General features: G+C 73.3%; 15 protein-coding genes. 2 read left to right on the forward strand and 13 right to left on the reverse strand.

What is annotated here, in order from left to right:
- The first annotated feature begins 75 nt into the window (after positions 1 to 75).
- A complete protein-coding gene (locus tag ACFZA0_RS32610; RefSeq protein ID WP_391023666.1) occupies positions 76 to 1,233 on the forward strand; it encodes an ROK family protein in 1,158 nt (385 codons plus the stop codon).
- 28 nt (positions 1,234 to 1,261) lie between these two features.
- Here ACFZA0_RS32610 and ACFZA0_RS32615 read toward each other — a convergent pair whose 3' ends face one another.
- The 3 genes from ACFZA0_RS32615 to ACFZA0_RS32625 all read right to left on the reverse strand — a co-directional run bounded on the left by ACFZA0_RS32615 (position 1,262) and on the right by ACFZA0_RS32625 (position 4,497).
- Positions 1,262 to 2,527: a Gfo/Idh/MocA family oxidoreductase gene (locus ACFZA0_RS32615; RefSeq protein ID WP_391023668.1), complete on the reverse strand. Its 1,266-nt coding sequence runs from the start codon at positions 2,525 to 2,527 to the stop codon at positions 1,262 to 1,264.
- 136 nt (positions 2,528 to 2,663) lie between these two features.
- Positions 2,664 to 3,860 (reverse strand): low temperature requirement protein A, encoded by a 1,197-nt coding sequence (locus ACFZA0_RS32620; protein WP_391023670.1) that lies wholly within the window; start codon positions 3,858 to 3,860, stop codon positions 2,664 to 2,666.
- A 190-nt stretch (positions 3,861 to 4,050) separates the two neighbouring features.
- Entirely contained in the window at positions 4,051 to 4,497 is a 447-nt protein-coding gene (locus ACFZA0_RS32625) for an ATP-binding protein (RefSeq protein ID WP_391023672.1), read from the reverse strand.
- Between the two features lie 203 nt (positions 4,498 to 4,700).
- Here ACFZA0_RS32625 and ACFZA0_RS32630 point away from each other — a divergent pair, with 203 nt between their 5' ends.
- Positions 4,701 to 5,066 carry an anti-sigma factor antagonist gene (locus tag ACFZA0_RS32630; RefSeq protein WP_391023674.1) on the forward strand — a complete coding sequence of 122 codons (366 nt, stop codon included), beginning with the start codon at positions 4,701 to 4,703 and terminating at the stop codon, positions 5,064 to 5,066.
- A gap of 138 nt (positions 5,067 to 5,204) precedes the next feature.
- Here the strand turns inward: ACFZA0_RS32630 and ACFZA0_RS32635 are convergent, their stop codons facing one another.
- The 10 genes from ACFZA0_RS32635 to ACFZA0_RS32680 all read right to left on the reverse strand — a co-directional run bounded on the left by ACFZA0_RS32635 (position 5,205) and on the right by ACFZA0_RS32680 (position 18,576).
- A complete protein-coding gene (locus ACFZA0_RS32635; RefSeq protein WP_391023676.1) occupies positions 5,205 to 8,867 on the reverse strand; it encodes a phosphodiester glycosidase family protein in 3,663 nt (1,220 codons plus the stop codon).
- Between the two features lie 327 nt (positions 8,868 to 9,194).
- The gene (locus ACFZA0_RS32640) at positions 9,195 to 10,427 is read right to left on the reverse strand and encodes a cytochrome P450 (protein ID WP_391023678.1); all 1,233 of its coding nucleotides are present in this window, start codon (positions 10,425 to 10,427) and stop codon (positions 9,195 to 9,197) included.
- Between the two features lie 78 nt (positions 10,428 to 10,505).
- Positions 10,506 to 10,703 carry a 4Fe-4S domain-containing protein gene (locus tag ACFZA0_RS32645; protein WP_391023680.1) on the reverse strand — a complete coding sequence of 66 codons (198 nt, stop codon included), beginning with the start codon at positions 10,701 to 10,703 and terminating at the stop codon, positions 10,506 to 10,508.
- Between the two features lie 455 nt (positions 10,704 to 11,158).
- On the reverse strand, positions 11,159 to 11,692 hold the full coding sequence (locus ACFZA0_RS32650) for a hypothetical protein (RefSeq protein ID WP_391023682.1): 534 nt from the start codon (positions 11,690 to 11,692) through the stop codon (positions 11,159 to 11,161).
- 41 nt (positions 11,693 to 11,733) lie between these two features.
- The gene (locus ACFZA0_RS32655) at positions 11,734 to 12,690 is read right to left on the reverse strand and encodes a M48 family metalloprotease (RefSeq protein WP_391023683.1); all 957 of its coding nucleotides are present in this window, start codon (positions 12,688 to 12,690) and stop codon (positions 11,734 to 11,736) included.
- The gene (locus ACFZA0_RS32660) at positions 12,687 to 13,148 is read right to left on the reverse strand and encodes a BlaI/MecI/CopY family transcriptional regulator (RefSeq protein WP_391023685.1); all 462 of its coding nucleotides are present in this window, start codon (positions 13,146 to 13,148) and stop codon (positions 12,687 to 12,689) included. The genes ACFZA0_RS32655 and ACFZA0_RS32660 overlap by 4 nt, the downstream gene beginning before the upstream one ends.
- A gap of 147 nt (positions 13,149 to 13,295) precedes the next feature.
- A complete protein-coding gene (gene efeB, locus ACFZA0_RS32665; RefSeq protein WP_391023687.1) occupies positions 13,296 to 14,717 on the reverse strand; it encodes an iron uptake transporter deferrochelatase/peroxidase subunit in 1,422 nt (473 codons plus the stop codon).
- Between the two features lie 128 nt (positions 14,718 to 14,845).
- Complete coding sequence (efeO, locus tag ACFZA0_RS32670) at positions 14,846 to 16,063, reverse strand: iron uptake system protein EfeO (protein ID WP_391023689.1); 1,218 nt, start codon at positions 16,061 to 16,063, stop codon at positions 14,846 to 14,848.
- Between the two features lie 118 nt (positions 16,064 to 16,181).
- Entirely contained in the window at positions 16,182 to 17,795 is a 1,614-nt protein-coding gene (efeU, locus tag ACFZA0_RS32675) for an iron uptake transporter permease EfeU (protein ID WP_391023691.1), read from the reverse strand.
- A gap of 325 nt (positions 17,796 to 18,120) precedes the next feature.
- Complete coding sequence (locus ACFZA0_RS32680) at positions 18,121 to 18,576, reverse strand: MarR family transcriptional regulator (RefSeq protein WP_391023693.1); 456 nt, start codon at positions 18,574 to 18,576, stop codon at positions 18,121 to 18,123.
- Positions 18,577 to 18,656 lie beyond the last annotated feature (80 nt).

The raw sequence follows: 18,656 nt of genomic DNA on the forward strand, positions 1-18,656 counted from the left end.
CGCACACCGCCAGGAATTAGTAAACTCCTCAGCATTATGTCGAGCGGCGGGCACAACCTCCCAGGGAGCACCAGCATGGTCACCACCGGAACAGACCTGTCCCGGCTGCGTGAGATGAACCGGTTGTCGATCGTCGGGGCGCTGCGGGGCAACCCTCCCTCGACCGTCACCGAACTCGCGGGGCGCTCGGGGCTGTCCCGGCCCACGGTCGACGTCCTGGTGCAGTCGCTGGTCGCGGACGGCTGGGCGGACGTCGAGGAACCCGGCGCGAACAGCGTCGTGGGCAGGCCCGCCCGGCGCTACTGCTTCCGCGCCGAGGCCGGGCACGCGCTGGGCATCGACATAGGCGTCCACAAGATCCTCGTGGTCCTCGGCGACCTGGAGGGCAACCTCCTGCACACCCTGCGCCGGCCCGTCGACCCGGAGGCGGCGCCCGACGAACGGCTCGCCGCCGTGGACCGGGTCATCGACGACGTCCTGGCCACGGCCGGCATGACCCCCGACGACATCTGGGCGCTGACCATCGGCGTCACCGGGCCGGTCGACGACACGGGCCGCACCACCCTGTTCACCCCGCTGCCCGGCTGGTCCTCCACCGACCCGGCCGCCCACCTCGCACGGCGCTTCCGGTGCCCGGTCCAGGTGGAGAACGACTGCAAGCTCGCCGCCGTCGCCGAGCGCTGGAAGGGCGTCGCCCAGGACGCCGACGACATCGTCTTCCTGCTCGCCGGTCTGCGCACGGGCGCCGGACTCATCCTCGACGGCACCCTGCGCCGCGGCTTCGGCGGCGCGGCGGGCGAGATCGGCGCGCTCAAGGCGGTGCGCTGGCTCTCCGCGCCCGAACACCTGGAAGGCTGCCCCGGCATCCCGCCGGAGACCGCGGCCGGCGAGGCGGCTGCGCTGGTCTTCCAGGCCGCCCGCGACGGCGACCGCGTGGCCAAGGCCGCCGTCCGCCGGTACACCCGCGACCTGGCCGTGGGCGTCGCCGCCCTGGTCCTCACCCTGGACCCGCAGGTCGTGGTCTACGGCGGCGGCTTCTCCCGCTCCGCCGACGTCGTCCTGGAGCCCCTGCGCCGCGAACTGGCCAAGCACTGCCTGCGCCTGCCGGAACTGCGCACCTCCACCCTGGGCGACGAGGGCGTGGCCCTGGGGGCGCTCCGGCTGGCCCTGGACGAGATCGACACCAACCTCCAGGTCAACGGCCTCAGCGCCCAGGTGCTGCCGCAGGGGTGACCGAGCGGCGGGGGCCGGTGCGGGACGCTCAGCCGGCGGCCCGCGCCGGCCCCCTCGACCCGCTCTGGTGACGCGCGAAGTAGTCCGCGACGCGGGTGTCGAGGGCCGGGACCTCCACCGGTCCGCCGCCCGAGCGCAGCGACCTGGTGGCCGCGAGGCCCGCCGCCACGGCCTCCCGCGCGGCGACCGGCGAGGTGTCGGTGGCGCCGCCGTGGGCGACGAAGCGCAGGAACTCGGTGACGATCGCCTCGTCGGCGCCGCCATGCTGCCCGGCTCCGTCGGTCACGGTCACGCTCAGATCGCCCTCCGGGCGGTAGCCGGAGCGCCCGCTGTTCCAGACCTTGACCACCGGCTCGGCGCCGCCGATGCCGTCGCCGAGGTTCTCCATCCGCCCCTCGTCGCCGATGACGGTGTAGTTGCGCCAGTAGTCGGGGGTGAAGTGGCACTGCTGGTAGCTGGCGAGGACGCCGTTGTCGAGGCGGGTGAGCATCATGCTGATGTCCTCCACGTCGATGACGGGGTTGAGGTCGCGCAGCGCCGAGGGCGGCCACACGCCGGTGTCGAACCAGTCCTGGACCCGTTCGGAGCCCTGCGGCGCGGTGCGGCGGTGGGGGTTGTCCCCGTAGACGCTGAGGTCGCCCAGCGCGGTGACGGTACGGGAGCAGCCGCCCGCCAGCCAGTGGATCGCGTCGAGGTCGTGGGCGCCCTTCTGGAGCAACAGCCCCCCGGTGCGGGCGCGTTCGGCGTGCCAGTCCTTGAAGTAGTAGTCGCCGCCGTGTCCGACGAAGTGCCGGCACCACACCGCGCGCACCGTGCCGATCGCACCGTCGTCGATCAGGCGCCGCATCCGTCGCAGGACGGGGAGGTGGCGCAGGTTGTGGCCGACGTAGAGGCGGGTGCGGGTGTCCGCCGCCGTCGTCAACATGCGGTCGCAGTCGGCGAGTTCGATCGCGAGGGGCTTCTCCACGAAGACCGCGACACCGGCCCCGAGGAAGAACAGCACGGGCGCGGTGTGCGTGTCGTCGGGAGTGAGCACGAACACCGCGTCGACGCCGTCCGCGAGCATGTCCTCGTACCGCTCGTGCACGTGGACACCGTCACCGAAGAGCTTGCGCGCGTCCTCGCGACCGCGTTCGGCGGGGTCGGCGCAGGAGACGACCCGTGCGGTGCCGGGCCGTCCGGCGAGCAGGGCGAGCGTGGCCCGCTGGCCCACTCCGACGACGCCGATGCGCAACTCACGTGTGAGGGACAGAAGTTGCGCAGCCTCCGGTGACTGCTCGGACTGGTCAGGCACGGCTCACACCCTCGGTCTCTTCGCCATGACGGTCGGCGGCCGGCGGTCCGGCCCGGTCCTGCCGCCGCCGCCTTCCGGAACGACCTTAGATACGCGGAACTGCCCGATCAATGGGTCTGGTGAGCAGTTGCGTGCATCAGTGTGTCGATCGGATAACGCGGTCACGGTCGGTGAACCCCGGCATCCACTGCGCCGCCGCGATCTGCCAGCAGAGGGCCGCCGCCAGCAGCCACAGGATCCAGGCACCGTCCAGGCCGTCCCCTGCGACACCCAGGGCGAGGGTGCCCGCCAGGCACGGGACACCCCACACGAGTGTCGCCCGCGGGTCCGCCCCCGTGGCCCCGGCGGCGACGAGACCCACGACGAAGTAGAGCGCCACGGCCCCGCACAGCAGCCACCGCGTCTCCGGGCCGGCCGCACCGTGCGGGTGTTCGTTGGCCAGGCCCATGCCGGCGGCGGCCACCGCGAGGGCTCCCGTCGTCAGGCAGTGCAGGGCCAGCGTGGCGCGGACGGTCGGCTCCCCGGGGCCCAGCTTGGGCACACCGCCGTAGCCGTGGAGGAGCGACATGGTCCACAGGGCGAAGAGGAGGACGAACGAGCCGAGCCAGGTGGCGACGAGGGGCCCGTCCCAGGCTTCGGCCGAGGCCGCCCTCGTGATCTGGATGACGCCCTCGCCGAGCACGATGATGACGTACAGGCCGAGCCGTTCGGTCAGGTGCGGCAGGTCGGGCCGGGCGGGTTCCAGGGCCGGCAGGGTGTGCCGGGGCGTCCCGTGCCGTCGCACCAGGCGCTCGACGCGTGCCTGCGCGCGCTGCATGAGGCGGTGTCCGGAGGCGGTCAGGATCACGAGCAGGTCGAAGGCGATTCCAGCGGCCCACAGCGCGTAGCGGGCGTAGCCCTCGAACCAGAAGGAGATCAGCCAGGGCAGGATGCCGACGCCGATCTGCGCGAGGGGCCAGTCCACGACGACCCGGCCGCGCGGCCACACCCAGCCCCCGAGCCAGCGCAGGAACACGTAGGCGACGATGAAGGCGTCGGCATGGCGGGTGAGGATGCCCGGCACCGCCGCGGCCATCACGCCCAGCCCGAGCATGGCCACCACCAGGCTGGGCGTCCAGTCGCTGCGGCTCTCGACGTTGCCGTACACGGTGAAGCAGACCCACGTGGTCCAGAAGGCCAGGTAGAGCAGCCCGAACAGGACCAGGCCCTCCCACGCCGACGTCCCGTCGAGCAGGTGGGAGAGCTGGATGATGCCCGCGACCACGACGAGGTCGAAGAAGAGTTCGCTCCACGACGCGTGACGCTCCCCCGCCGGACCTTCACCCGTACTCATGCTGGCCTCTCCCGGGGCTCGGCGCGATGCCGTCCAGTCGCGCACGAAATGCGGCTTTCACTGGATATCACGGCATTCCACCGCGCACCCGACCCGTCGGCGGGGCGGCGCGGTGGCGGCAGGAGAGGAGACCCGGCGGCGGGCACGCCGGGAGCCGCGGCCGGCGGCCGGGTGCCCGGGGCCCTCCGCCCTACAGGGGCCGACGGCCGGAGGGCGCCCCGTCCGGGTCGTCGGTGAGGGCGATGCCGACGGTGACGCGCTTGCCGACCGGCTCGCGGCGCACCTCGAAGCGCTGGGCGAGCTTCATGACGATCTCCAGGCCGTGCTGGCCCACCCGGCCGGTGTCCGCCGCGCGTGCCAGCGGCAGGTTCGGGTCGGTGTCCCAGACGGCGACCTCGATCAGCCCGCCGTCGACCCGCAGGTCCAGCAGCGCCGGGCCGGGGGCGTACTTGTAGGCGTTGGTCACCAGCTCGCTGACCACCAACTGGGTCACGTCCAGGGCGCGTTGCGACACCGGGAAGCCGTGCACGGACTGGAGTTCCGCAAGGAAGCCGGCCGCCCGGCGGCGGGCCCGGACGATGCGTCCGGTGTCGCCGTCGAGGGCCATCGTGGTCTGTATGTCGCGTGTGTCCGCCATGAGGCCGCCTTTGCCGGAGGCAACCGTGTCTGTCCGGACCGCCCGCTTTCCCCCGCTCATGAGCCCGCCTGTACCCGGCATTTCCCCGTGCACACACGACGCGGAAGGTGGACTGGCTCACACAACGAACCGGCATCGGCGGGGGCCATCGGTCCACGCGCTGGTCGCGGTGTGGAAGCATCGTCGGCATGACCGTGAAAAGCGTGGCAGACACCGGTGGCGCCGACGGGCGGGACCGGTTGACGATCACGGCCGGGGACTCGGACGGGATCGTCGTGCTCGCCCTCGTCGGCGAGATCGACTACGACAGCGGGGACCTCCTCCGTCATGCCCTGCGGGGTGCCGAGGTCCGGACGCCGCCGCGTGTCGTGATCGATCTGCGCGGGGTCACGTTCATGGACTCCAGCGGCATCAACATCCTCATCGCCGCCTATCGCGAACTCACTTACCTCGGCGGCTGGTTGCGCATGGCCGCGCTCGCCCCGGCCATCGAGCGCACGGTCCAGCTCGTCGGCGTCGACAGCGTCATCGACTGCTACCCGACCCTGGCAGAGGCACTCGCGGCCTGACGGCCCCGGGCCCGGACGGCACGGGAGGCCCCCGGGCGGACGGCGAGCCGACGCCCGACGCCCGACGCCCGACGCCCGACGCCCGACGCCCGACGCCCGACGCCCGACGGGAGTGTCCCGGCCGTCCCGGCACCGGTGTCAGGAACCCAGGGTGATCTCCCGTTCCGCGGTCAGGCCGCCCGACGTCACGGCAAGCCGGAGTGTGCCCGCCCGCACGGCGGTGAGAGTGCCCGTTCCGGTGTCCAGGACGGCCAGGGTGCGGCCGTCGCCCCGCGCCGCGCGGACCGCCGCGTTCACCGCCGGGCTCATCGCTCCCGACGCCGCTGTCCGGGCGTCCGTCCCGCCCGCGGACGCCGACCCGGCGGTGTCGCCGGACGAGGACGCGGCGACCACCTTCAGGCCGCCGCCGTGCCAGGTGACGGTCGCGGGAAAGCGCAGGGGGAACACGAGTCCGAACTCGCTGGTCGCACCGGTGGCCGAGACAGCGCCGCGCGCGCCGACGGCGATCCGGTCGGGGGCGGACAGTTCCACGGCGTCGATGAGGGGCCGGGACTCCGCACGCAGCCACTCGCGGGTCGCCGGACTCGGCAGGCCGGCGCGGATCCGGGCGGGACGCCGGTCGACGGCGACATGCATCCAGCCGAAGAACCCGCCCTGGTCGGGCGAGCTGTACGGGGTCTTCCCGACGGCCGGGGTGGTGACCTCCAGGACGCCGTCGACCCGGTTCACCGAGGCGGTGTGGGCGTGGCCGGTGAACAGGGCGACCGGCTTGCCGGACCGTTCGCGGAAGTCGGCCAGCCAGCTCTTGACGAGGTCGGCCTCCAGCCGGTCCGAGAGCTGGGAGGCGGCCGCGCCCGACGGGTCGACCAGCGGGTGGTGGAAGGACACGACCACCCCGGTGACGGACAAGTCCCGTGCCGCACGGTCGAGTTCGGCTCGCAGCAGCGGGACCTGGTCCCAGTCCGAGGTCCGCATGTCTCCGGTGTGCGAGTCGAGCAGGACGAACCGGGTGCCCTTGTGGTCGAAGATCTGCCGGTTGGGTCTGCCGGTGGCGGTGGTGAAGGCGTCGAGTCCGCCGGTGGCGGAGAGCCCGGCCTCGTGGTTGCCCGGCGTCCAGTACACCGGCAGGCCGGCCGGGACGTGGTCGCGCAGCAGCCCGTTGGCGAGTGCGAAGTCGGCGGGGTCGTCGTCGTCGACGAAGTCCCCGTTGATCAGCAGGAAGTCGGGGCGGGCGGCCACCGCCTGGTCGAGCGCCTTCGCCGCCTGCCGCCCGGAGAACGAGTCGAGCCCTGCCGCCGCGCTGACGTGCAGGTCGGAGAGGACGGCGAAGGTCCAGCGTCCCTCGGGCACGGTGCCCTGCTCGATGACGTAGGGGTCCGGCCGGGGCGGCGCGGCGGTGTCGGTCCCCTGGCCGACGAGGGCGTCGAGCAGGTCGAACTCCAGGGCGCCCGCGTTCTTGTTGGTCTGCGAGGTCTCGGCGAGGTAGACGCGGCGCAGGGTCAGCGGGGCCGAGTAGCCATTGGGGACGTCCGCGGTGACGCGTCGCCAGCCGGTCCAGTCGACGACGGTGGCGAAGGTGAACGGGACGTTGGTCGTGCCCTGGGAGTAGATCATGGCGCGCAGCCAGTGGCCCTGCCCGTCGCCGTTGACCCAGAGGGCCAGCTTGCGTGTCCCGGCGGGCAGGGGGATCTCCGGGCCGGCGACCGCGTACGCGGCGGAGGTGCCGGTCTGCCCGGTGAAGTCGTAGGTGAGGCGCAGTGCCCGGTTGTCGGTCGTGGCACCGGGCCGGCCGGGCGCGTCGACGAAGGCCACCGAGGCGGTGCCCTTCGCGGCGAGCGCGGTCCACGTCTCGCCGGCCTCGCCCGCCTCGAACCCCGCCAGTGCCTTGTCGACGAGGCCGACGGTGACGGGCAGGCTCGCGGTCACCCCCTGGACGGTGGCGACGACCGTGGTCGCCTTCCCGTCGGCCCCCGTGTCGCCGGTGACGGTGAGGCTGCCGTCCCGCTCCTTCACGACGGTGAGCACCGCGGAGTCGCTGTCGAGCGTGACGTCGCGGGCGGCGACGGGGGCGCCGAAGCCGTCGGCGTCGTACCCGACCAGGGACACCGAGGCGGAGGCGCCCGGCTCGATGGTGACGGCGCGTTCGACGAAGGCGAGCCGGTGCAGTGTGCCGACCACCCGCAGCGGACGGCTGCCGCCTGCTCTCCCGGACGCGGCGCGCAGCGTGCCGGTGCCCGGCCGCCCCGCGCGGAGCACCCCGTCGGCGACCTTGCCGAGCGAGGACGGTTCGGTGCTCCAGCGCACCGGGTGGCGGCCGATGGCCACCGGTGACCAGGTCTCGTCGAAGCCGGCCGCCGTCACGTCCAGGGTCAGCCCGGGGACGACCCGGTCGGCGCCGGGACGCACGTCGAGGCCGCGCAGCGCACCGGAGCCCGTCGCTCCGAACAGCCCGACGCCGTTGGGCACCGGGCGTTCCGCGCCGTCGGACGGAGTGTTGACGACGTCGACACCGGTGTCGCCCGCGTGCCGGGCGACGATCTCGGTGGAGCCGCCGCCGTCCAGCATCAGGGCGTCCCGTGCGCCGAGGCGGGACATCAGGGCGGCCATGTCGTCGTAGCCGAGGCCGCCGGAGAAGTTCGCCGAGCCGTCGACGGCGACGAGGAGCACGCGCCTGCCGTCGTCGAGCATGCCGATCGCCGTGCGCGGCTTCAGTTCGTCGTGAGAGGTGCTCGCGTCGAACTCGGTGAGCACACCGCCGCGGATGAGTACGGCGCCGCTGCCGAGCGCGGTGGCCAGGGGCACCGGCGCGTCGGTGCGCGGGCGGAAGGCGACCGACACGGCGTCCCCGACGACCGCCCGGCCGAGCGGTCCGGCGGAGGTGCCCTCGGCGACGACGATCACGCCGTCGTCGGGTACGGGGGTGGTGGTGACCGCGTCGCGGACGGCGGTGATCCGCCCGCCGGACACGACGAGTTCGGTCCACGGCCCCTTCCCGGCGACGAGTGTCCGGTTGCCCGGGCCCCACAACGGCGTGAAGACGGCGACGCCGTTGGCGTCCTGCACCGGGGAGTTGAGAGCGGCCAGCGGGTACGCGGTGCCCGCAACGGTGACCGTGCCGGCCAGGGCGAGGTCCGCGAGGCGGGCGATCCGGTCGACGCCGACGGCGGCGACCGTGCCGGTGGTGCCGGTGCCCTTGCGCAGCGCGGACCCACTGATCTCGGGGCCTTCGGCCGCGTACGTCTCGGTGATGTCGAAGTAGTCCCCGTTCACGGCCGCCACCGCGCCCTGCGCGTCGGACGCGGTGGTCAGCGCCCGCGCCTGGCTCACCTCTCCGGCGACGAGGCCGACGCCGACCCCGGCCCGGCCGAGATCGGCGTTGAGCACGTGCACCCGCAGCCACCCGGCCCGCCCGAACGTGTCGAACGAGGTCAGCACGATGCCGGGTGCGACCGGGCGGTCCACCCGGCCCACTTGAAGGGACTCTCCGTCGACGGTGGTGCGGTACCGGGGCACGTCGAAGGCGGGGAAGACGGCGCCGGCGCCGGCCGCTCCGCCGCGTACGGCCGTCTGCGTGCCGTTGCCCGTGGCGTGGGCGGGACCGGCGAGCGCTCCGGTCCCGGTCGCCCCCGCGAGCGCGGCGGCGAGCGCCCCGGCCAGCACCCCGCGCCGGGCGGGTCCGGGGGACGCGGCGCTGTCGGCCGCTCCGGTGCCGGGCTGTCGGGACACGATGCCCCCGGGCCCGTGCAGGCGCTGGGGATCCTCGGACGGGCGGGGCTCCTGGTCTACCTGAGGTTCCGTCATGTCCCGCACGCTAGGCGCTCGTCGGGACTCAGGGATGAACCCCGGGAGACGCGTGGGAGAGCCCCGGCCGGTCGGCGACGGAATCCGGCCGCCCTCCCACGGAGGCATCAACTCCCGCGCAAACCACAGTGGTTGGGGCGGACCGCGGGCGAGCGTCCTTGTTGATCCGGCGACATGTCGACGGTTTCGGTGTCACCCGCCCGGATCAAGCCCGCGGCGTACGGCGAACTGCGGTCCGGGGGCGCCTCCGCCCCCGGACGGCGGAACGGGACACGGACTGCCCCGGTCCGGCCTCGCCGTTCGGTCCGCCGCCGTCCGGCCCAACCGCTACCAGGTGACCGGGAGTTCCTGGAGACCGTAGATCACCGTGTCGAGCTTGAAGGGGACGCTGTCCAGGTCCGTCGCGAGACGCAGCCCGGGGATGCGGCGGAACAACGTCGGGTAGACGACCTGGAGTTCCATGCGGGCCAGCGGCTGGCCGAGGCAGTGGTGCGTGCCCATGCCGAACGCCTGGTGCCGGCGGGCGTCGCGGGTGAGGTCCAGACGGTCCGGCTCGTCGAAGACGGACGGGTCGCGGTTGGCCAGTTCGCTCAGCAGGATGACGCCGTCGCCCTCGCGGATGGTACGGCCCGCGATCTCGATGTCCGCCAGGGCGGTGCGCCGCCGTCCCAGGTGGACGATGCTCAGGTAGCGCAGCAACTCCTCCACCGCGGTGGCGACCACCCGGGGGTCGTCCGCGTCCCGGACGAGGGCGAGGTCGTCCGGGTTCTGGAGCAGCAGGAGCGTGCCCAGGCTGATCATGTTCGCGGTGGTCTCGTGGCCGCCGAGCAGCAGGAGGATGCCCATGGTGGCCGCGTCGCGCCTGCTGAGCCGCTCGTCCTGGATCTGCTTTCCGAGGCCCGAGAGCAGGTCGTCCCCGGGGTCGGCGATCTTGGCGTCGACGAGCCCTTCCAGGTAGCCGTGCAGATTCGCGTGAGCCTTCATCCGTTCCGGGCCGGTGGCGACGGAGGAGACGATGGTCCGGCTGTTGGTCTGGAAGAACTCGTGGTCCGCGTAGGGCACACCGAGCAGTTCGGAGATGACCAGGGAGGGGACGGGCAGGGCGAGGGACCGCACGAGGTCGGCAGGCTTGGGGCCGGCCAGGATGCCGGTGACGAAGTCGTCGACCATCCGCTGCACGGCGGGCCGGAGTGCCTCCACCCGCTTGACGGTGAAGGCACCGCTGACCATCCGGCGCAGCCGCGCGTGCTCGGGGTCGTCCATGCCGACGAATCCGAGGTCCAGCGCCTGGTGGGCACCCTTCGGCATCGGAACGGGGCTGGGAAAGCCGGGGTTGAAGAAGTCGGCGCTGAGGCGCGGGTCGTGGAGGAGCGTCTTCTGCTCGGCGTGCCCGGTGACCGCCCAGGGGGTGCGGCCGTCCCAGGCCCTGACCTGGGTGACCGGCCCCCGCTCGGCGAGGTCGAGCATGCGGGGAGAGAGCCCGAAGGGGCAGCCGGCGGCACGGGGGTGGGGGAACTCCGGTATGTCGGAGGGGAGTTCGGCTGCTGGGGTGGTGGTCATCGCGATCTCCTGGTCGGGTGGATCACAGTCGGTCGGGTCACGGCCGGTGGGGCGGGGGTCCCGCTCAAGGGGTCTCCGTCAGCTCTCCGTCAGCTCTATCGCGGCGGTCGGGCAGACGTCCGCGGCCTCGCGGACCGCGTCGTGCCGCTCGGCGACGGGTTCCGGATCGAGCAGTACGACGATGCCGTCCTCGTCGCGCTGGTCGAACACCTCGGGTGCGATCAGCACGCACTGACCGGATCCGCAGCACCTGACCTCGTCCACGATCACCTTCATCGGGTCTCACTCCTCGTCGTCCACGTCGTCCACGTCGTCCACGTCGTTCGGTCTGTTCCAGCGCGTCGGCGAGCGGGGCTCATGCCCGGCGCGGGTGTGCGTGATCAACAGGCTTGCCGCTTCGCAGCGTTGGGCGCGCACGGCGGACGGCCCGCCGGGGAGGGGCGGCCTGGGTCCGGGGCGCGCCGCGCGGGCCGGTCGTTCCGGGCCGTCGGCGTGCCGTCGCGGAGGGAGTGAGGCACAGGGGCGGCTCGCGTTCTCGCACGGTCGTCACGCAGGTCTCCCGGGAGGGCGGTCGAAGCGCACTGCCGCGGTCCACTCAAGTGAGAACAGGCGCCTCAATCAACCCCGCAGACACAGAATTCCCGCGGTGCCCACCGCGCCCAGGCCACCCAACGGGACATCAACACCCTTATCGACAGGGCGACTTGAGAGGCCGCCCCGGACGCACGGTGTCAGGGACGGATCCGCACGCGCCACGTCCGCGGCGTCTCCGCGCCGGGTGCCGACGGGTCGCGGTCCGCGGCGGGTTCCTCCGTGCCGCCGAACTCCCAGCGGGTGACGACCTTTCCGTCCGGCTCCTGCCGTTCGACGCGGAAGACGGGACGGCTCAGCACGTCCTCGAACCAGTCGGCACACCGCTGCGCGAGGGCGTCGATCGTGCCCGCGAGCCGGAACCAGTCGCGCCCGGGAGCCTCGCACACGTTGAGGAGATCGTCCACGGTGCGCCCTGCCACCACGTGGGTTCCGTAGAAGTGGACGGCCCAGTGTCCGAGGACCAGCCCGAGACCCCTGGTGTCCAGGAGCGCGACGTGGACGAGGAGCGACGACTCGTCCTCCGGCCGTGTGACCTCGCTGGGCGCCCAGGGCACTCGCCAGGCCGCGGCCCGGTCGCGCAGCGCCGAGAGAAAGGCCAGCTCGGCCGTCGTGAACTCCCAGACGTCCTCGTCGTCGCCGGTCGCGGCCTCCGGCTCGAACCAGTCGCTCACGCCCGCCGCCACCGGGTCGTCCCGGACCGCTCTCGCACGTCTCAGCGCAGCCCGTGGACGTACTGGGCGATGCGGATGGTCGCGTCGAGGTCGATCACCGCGTGCTCCGCGGAGTACGCGGTGACCGCCAGGGCGGCGGCCAGCATCAGCCACGCCGGCACGGACGAACGGGTCGGGCGGCCCTCGTGGTCCTCTCCCGGTCCGGCCAGCAGGGCCGCCACGCGGCGCGGGACCGGGCCGCTCGTGACGCCGAGTGCCGTCCCCGGGCGCGGCGCGGGTCCCTCGAACGCCTTGGCGACGAGGGCTGCCCGTCCCACCGCACGGGCGGCCAGCCGCCGGTCGCCCACCGCGTCGGCCGCGCTCTCGTCCGCCCACCGCTCCAGTGCGTACACCAGGGGCTCGTGGAGACCGCGCAGGCCCGGATGCAGGATCTGCATCAGCCGCGACAGGCGCAGGAAGAGATGGTGACGGCCGGTGAGGTGGGCGCGCTCGTGGGCGAACAGGGCCTCCCGCTCGGCCGGTTGGAGCGCCCGGAGCATTCCCGAACTGACCACGATGCGGTGCCGCTCGCGCCGTCCGCCCGGGAGTGCGTACGCGTAGGGGTGTTCGTCCGGCCGCACGGCCAGTTCCCCGGTGACCGGGCCGGCCTCCGCGCGCGCTGTCCGCACCTCCCTGGTCTGCCGCGCCGCGACCCACACCAGGCGTGCCGTGCCCGCCACCAGCAGCGGGGTCGCGACCCAGCCGACGGGGACGGTGAGCCACGCGTAGCCGTTCAGCCACGATGCCGGCAGGCCGGCCAGCGAGGCCATGGGGCCGAACTGGAGCACCCCGCTGGCGACGACGACCAGCAGGGTCACCGTGCTGCACAGCGCGAGCGTCACCCCGCCGGCGAGCAGCAGGCACGCCGCCGTGCGGGGTGCCAGTCGCGGCGCGACGCGCCGGGCGACCGGGACCGCGAGCAGCGGGACGAGGAAGGGCAGCCAGACGGCGAGGATCATGAGCGGCTCTCCGGGTGCGGCTCGCGGCGCGGGCCCTGGCCCGGGTCCGGGGCGTCGTGCGGGCCGGGCCGGTCGGCGCCCTCCCCCTGCTCGTCGGCTCGGTCGAGCAGTTCGCGCAGCAGCCGCTCGTCCTCGGCGCCCAGGGCGGAGATGAAGTGGGCGAGGACACTGCCGCGGTCCTGCTCGCTGTCGAGTTCCGCGTGCATCCGGCGCGCGGTCAGGCCGGCGGGACCGGCAGTGGGAGCGTAGGCGAATCCGCGGCCCGAGCGGCGCCGGGAGACGGCACCCTTCTGCTGAAGCCGGGTGAGGATCGTGGTGACCGTGGTGCGGGCGAGCCCGGAGTCGAGGGCGGCGCGGACCTCGTGCGCCGACAGCGCGCGGTCGGCCGCCCACAGCACGGCCAGCACACTGGCCTCCAGATCGCCGGCGGGTCGCCGCCCGCCGTTCTCCTCAGTCACTGGTCACCGCTCCACCGTCGCGATCGCATGTCCACCGTAGATTCAGGCGCAGACTACAAGGCCGGAACTCCCAGGTCACTGCCGCCCGGCGCCGGGAGGGGCCGCACCGTCCGGCAGGCCCGGCGAGGGCCGCGGACCGGGCGGCGCTCAGACCAGCCCCGCCTCGGTGAAGAGCTGCTTGCCCCACCAGTCTCCGGGGCCCGACAGACCCGGCGGAACCGCGAAGAGAGCGCTGCCCGTGTGCCGGATGTACTCGTTCAGGGCGTCGTGGGTGCCCAGCCGCCGCTGGATGGGGACGAACTGGCGGCGCGGGTCCTTCTGGTACGCCAGGAAGAACAGGCCCGCGTCGAGCAGCCCCGTGGTGGCGTCGATGCCGTCGGTGTAGGAGTAGCCGCGCCGGAGGATCTTCTGGCCGTGGTTGCTCTCGGGAGCCGCGAGGCGGATGTGCGCGTTCGCGGGGACGACGGGCTCGCCGCCGGACGTGGCCGTCAGGTCCGGGGTGTCGAACTCGTGCTTGCCCGTGAGCGGCGCCCCGGAGGTCTTGTAGCGGCCGAAGGTGCTCTCCTGGTCGGAGAGGGCGGAGGTGTCCCAGGACTCGATCAGCATCCGGATCCGGCGGGCGACCAGGTAACTGCCGTCCCGCATCCACTTCTTGTCGGTCTCGGCGCCGACCCAGACGTAGTCGTCCATCGTGGCGGTCTCCTGCGCCTTGACGTTCCGGGTGCCGTCCTTGAAGCCGAACAGGTTCCGTTCCGTGGTCTGGGCGGTGGAGGTGGACGAGGTCCGCCCGAATCCGAGCTGGGACCACTTCATGACCGCCGTGCCGCGCGCCAGGCGGGCGAAGTTGCGGATCACGTGGAAGGCCACGGTCGGGTCGTCGGCGCAGGCCTGCACGCAGATGTCCCCGCCGCTGCGCTCCGGCTGGAGGGACCCGTCACCGGGCAGGTCGGGCAGCTCCGCCAGTGCGGCGGGCCGGTACTTCGCGAGGCCGAACCGGCCGTCGAAGAGGGAGGGTCCGAACCCCACGGTCACCGTGAGTCCGGCGGCTCCCAGCCCCGTCGCCTCGCCGGTGTCGACCGGCGGCGCGGACGGCGTGCGTTCCACCGCCCCGATCGCCAGCCCCTTGGTCATCTGGGCGGCGGCCGCCGCCCAGGTCCCCAGCATCACCGCGAGAGCCTGCGGGTCGGTGACGCTCACGTCGAAGGCCGCGAAGGCGAGACGGTCCTGGCTGGGTGTGGCGATGCCGGCCTGCCGCGCGCCGTAGAACGCCACCCGGTCGTCCGCCGCGGCGGCCGGTTTCGCCGCGGACGGGGCGCTGTCGCGGCCCACCGCGTACCCGCCCGCCGCGACGGCCGCGGCACCGGCCGCGGCGAGGCCGCCGCCGAGCAGTCGCCGCCGTGACGCGTGCCGCGCCGGGTCGGGGTGGCTCCTGCCGTCGGACGCGTCGAGCACCTCGGGTGCCGTCCCGGTGGGTTCCGCCCCCGCGCCGGTCTCGGCGTCCGGAGCGGGAACGAGGCCGTCGGCCGGTTCGCGGTCCGCGCCGTGGGAAGCGCCGCCGGTCTCGCTCATGGTCCTACTCCTGGGTGCGGTACGGGTGTTGCCGGTTCGGATCGGGCGCCTGCGGTGCGGCGCCTCCGTGTTCCCGGACCGTCGGCGGGTCCGGGAACACGGGGTGGGTCGGTCAGTTGTCGGGTCGGTCAGTTGTCGGCGACCTTGCTGGCCACCTGGGACAGCGGCTCCTGGACGGCCTTGACCGCGGCGGCCAGCTTCTGCTTGTCCGCCGACGAGAGCGACGAGTAGAAGACGAACCCGGAGGCGTTGTCCTCGGTCCGGTAGGTGGCCACCAGCTTGTCCAGCGCGGTGAACGCGGTGGAGATCTTGGAGGTCAGCGTCGGGTCGATCTTCGTCAGCGCCGGCTGGAGGTCGGCGAAGGCCTGCTCCGCGCCCTCGTCGTTGTTCTGGAAGTCCAGCATGTCGATGTGGGAGTAGCGCTCCTCCTCACCCGTGATCTTCGAGCCGGCGACCTCGTCCAGCAGGCCCTGGGCACCGTTGGCCAGCTCGAAGGGCTTGTAGGTCAGGCCGGTGGTCAGCGACTGGAGCTTCTTGACGTTGGTCACGAGTCCGTCGCCCAGCTTCGACAGGCCCTTGAGGGACTTGTCCTTGAACAGGCCCTTCTCGATGGGGTGGAAACCGGTCCACTGGGCCGCCGGGACGTCGCCGGCGCGGGCGTCGATGTTGGCGTCGAGGTTGTTCTTGCCCACGGTGAAGGACTCCGCGACGGGCTCGATCTTCTCGTAGTACGGACGGGCCTTCATGTACGCCTTCTGCGCGGCGGCGAGGTCCGTGCCCTTCAGCGCGGTGTCCAGCGCGGTGGCGGTGGTGACCAGGTAGCCGACCTGGGTGCTGACGTAGGAGGCGTACTCCTTGGTGCCCTCGGCGAGCAGCGCGCTCTGCGAGGAGCCGGCGGTGGAGTCGGAGGTGCCGGTCACCTTGATCGGCGTGTTCTCCTTCGCGGCACCCGGGCAGTACAGGCTGTAGTCGCCGGAGTCGACGTTCACGGAGAAGGTGCCGGAGAAGCCCGGGGGCAGGTTCTCCTTCTCGCCCACGATGCGCTGGCCGCTGACGAGTTCGACCTCGCTGATGCCCGTGGCGTCCTTGTTCGTGATCTTGAACGTGACCGCGCCGGCCTTGAAGCTGTCGTGGTCGACGGTGCACCCGTCGGCCGCGGTGACCGTCACCGCGGCGGTGCGGCTGTCCGTCGCGGCGGCGGACGCCGACGCGGTGGTCTTGGCGTCGGAACCGGAGGAGGAATCGTCGGAGGACCCGCACGCGGTGAGCCCGCCGAGGGCGAGCACCGTCACCGAGGCACTCGCGGTGACGAAGAGGCGGCGGGAGCCGACCGGTCGAGCGTTCAAGACGAACTCCTTCTGTAGGTGCGATCGCACGCTGGGTTGTTCGGGTGGCACGAAGCCTGTTCGGGCGAAGACGGACGGGAGCGGGGCGGGGCGGACCGGGTGCGGCGGGGCCCGCCGGTCAGACCCGCCGGCCGGGGGTGAGGGGGCCGCGCGCGTCGGCCGGGGCGGGGACCGGGGCCTCGGGACGGTCGCGGTCGAGCCGCCGGGCGCGCAGTGCGGTGACGCAGGTGGCGGCGAGGAGGGCCAGGGCGCCGACTCCGCAGAACCAGGCCCATCCGGTGAGCCGGGAGTTGTCGCGCGCCGCGCGCGCGTCGTGGCGGGCGGCCTCGGTGGCGGCGCGTGCGGTCGGCGCCGGCATCGTCCATGTGCCGCGTGCGGCAGGCGAGTCGAGGACGACCGAGCCGACCCGGGTTCCGGTGAGGGTGGCCCTGACGGTCTCCGTCCAGCGCAGGTCGACCACCCGTCCGGTCGCGGGGTCGGTCCAGACCTGGAGCAGGTCGGCGTCGGTCCAGGTGACGGCGGTCGTGTCGCTGGTGGACACCGAGGCGGGCACGACACCCAGGGGCAGCCGTCCGCCGTTGAGGGCGGCGGCCTGCGCCCATGTCATCCGCGCCGGCCTGTCCTTGGCACCCTCGCCGGGACGGGTCGCCGTCCAGCGCACGGCGTTCAGTCCGCCGTGCCGTTCCTCCCCGCCGCGCCGCAGCGCGATCCGCGTGGTGGCCCCGGCGGTGCCGGACCCGTCGGCGGGGCTGCGGAGTTGGGTGAGTACGGCGTTCCCGTCCGTCAGCCGGGCGCTGAAACCGTCGGCGCGGGTGAGCGGCGCGGAGGCCGGGGCGGCGGGGGCGACGGCCGCCAGGCAGACGGCGGTGACGGCCGCGGCGGCGGCGCACGCCCCCAGCAGCCGGGCGAGGTTGCGCCGGGACAGGCCGCGCTTCGGCGGCCAGGCCACGTAGAGGCCGACGGGCAGCAGGTAGACGAGCCAGCCGACGACTTCGGCGACCACGGGGTAGGGCTGGATGCCGAGCATGCCGGTGAGCAGCGCGGACCGGACCGAGCCGGGCTTGACCAGCCAGGACAGGTCGACGGTGCGCGCCTGCGCCACTTCCAGCCAGCCCGCCTCGTGCGCGGTGTGCAGGGCGTTGACGACGAGGCCGGCCGCGACGAGGACCAGGACGAGCCCGGTCACCCGGAAGAACTTGGAGAGGTTGAGCCGGACCCCACCGCGGTAGATCGCGTAGCCCAGGACCAGTGCGACCGCGATGCCGGAGACCGCTCCCCCGGCGGCCGCGGCGCGGTTGGCGGTCTCGTTGAAGGCGGCCAGCAGGAAGACCACGGTCTCGAAGCCCTCGCGGACCACGGCCAGGAAGGCCATGACGACCATCGCCCTGCCGGTGCCGCCGTCACCGATCGCGTCGGCGGCCATGCCCTCCAACTGCCCCTTGAGGTCCCGGGAGTGGCGCCGCATCCAGACGACCATGTAGGTGACCATGCCGACGGCGAGGACACCGATGACCGTCTCCAGCCCCTCCTGCTGCCGCTGCGGCAGGTTGGAGGACAGGACCTCCAGGGCGACGCCGACCCCGACGCACAGCAGGACGGCGACGCCGACGCCGGCCCACATCCACCGCAGCAGGTCACGACGGCCCTGGCGGCCGAGGAACGCGGCGATGATGCCGACGATCAGCGCGGCCTCCAGGGCCTCGCGCAGGCCGATCACGAACGTGGGCAGCATCAGGACTCCGAAGGGACATGGTGAACTCCGGTCGCGGGAGGGCACGTCGAACGCACCGCTCCGTCACCGGCGACGAGCAGGGGCAACCAATGGGGACACGGACAGGACGGCACGGCGCGGCCCACGGGACGAGGACCTGACCGAGCCGGGCACCGGATCCGACGGCGCCCACGTAGTGTCTACATGGTTGTAGCCCATAAAGGCAAGGCTTGCCTAATCTGAGGCGGCCTCAAGGTGCCGCCGCGCAGGGGGCGCCGGGCGGAGCGGACACGCCGGCCCGCCCCGGACCCGCGGGCGCGGGCGACGCGGACGGGGCCGCGAGAGCTCAGCCGGCCTCCGGCCCGGCAGGGTCGGCGGGCCCGTTCAGCAGCTCGCCGGCCGCGCGGTACACCTTCGCCAGGGACTCCAGGAGCGCCTGGCGCTCCCCGTCGGTGAGCCCGGCGGTGACCGCCTCCTCGATCAACCGCCGCTCCGCCTCGACCGGTTGCCGCAGCGCGCGTCCGGCATCGGTGAGCCAGAGCCGGACGAGCCGGTTGTCCCGGTCGTCGCGGCGGCGGACGAGCAGTCCCGCCGCGGTCATGCGGTCGGCCATCTTGACGACGGTGGGCGTCGTGACGTTCAGCGCGGCGGCGATCTCGCCGGGCGTGCCACCGTCCCGCTCCCACAGCTCGGCGAGCAGATGGTTCTGCCCGACATGCAGTCCGTGCCGCCGCATCGCCGCGTCGGAGAGGGCGCGGAGCACCTTGGACGTCTTGCCGTGCAGGTCCAGGAACTCTGACATCTCGGCCTTCCGGTGGCACACGGCGATGGCCGGCGACAGCCACGTCCGCATCGATTGACGGCTAATCGTTCACCGGCTAA

Source organism: Streptomyces sp. NPDC008150 (assembly GCF_042956945.1).
Taxonomy (GTDB): Bacteria; Actinomycetota; Actinomycetes; order Streptomycetales; family Streptomycetaceae; genus Streptomyces.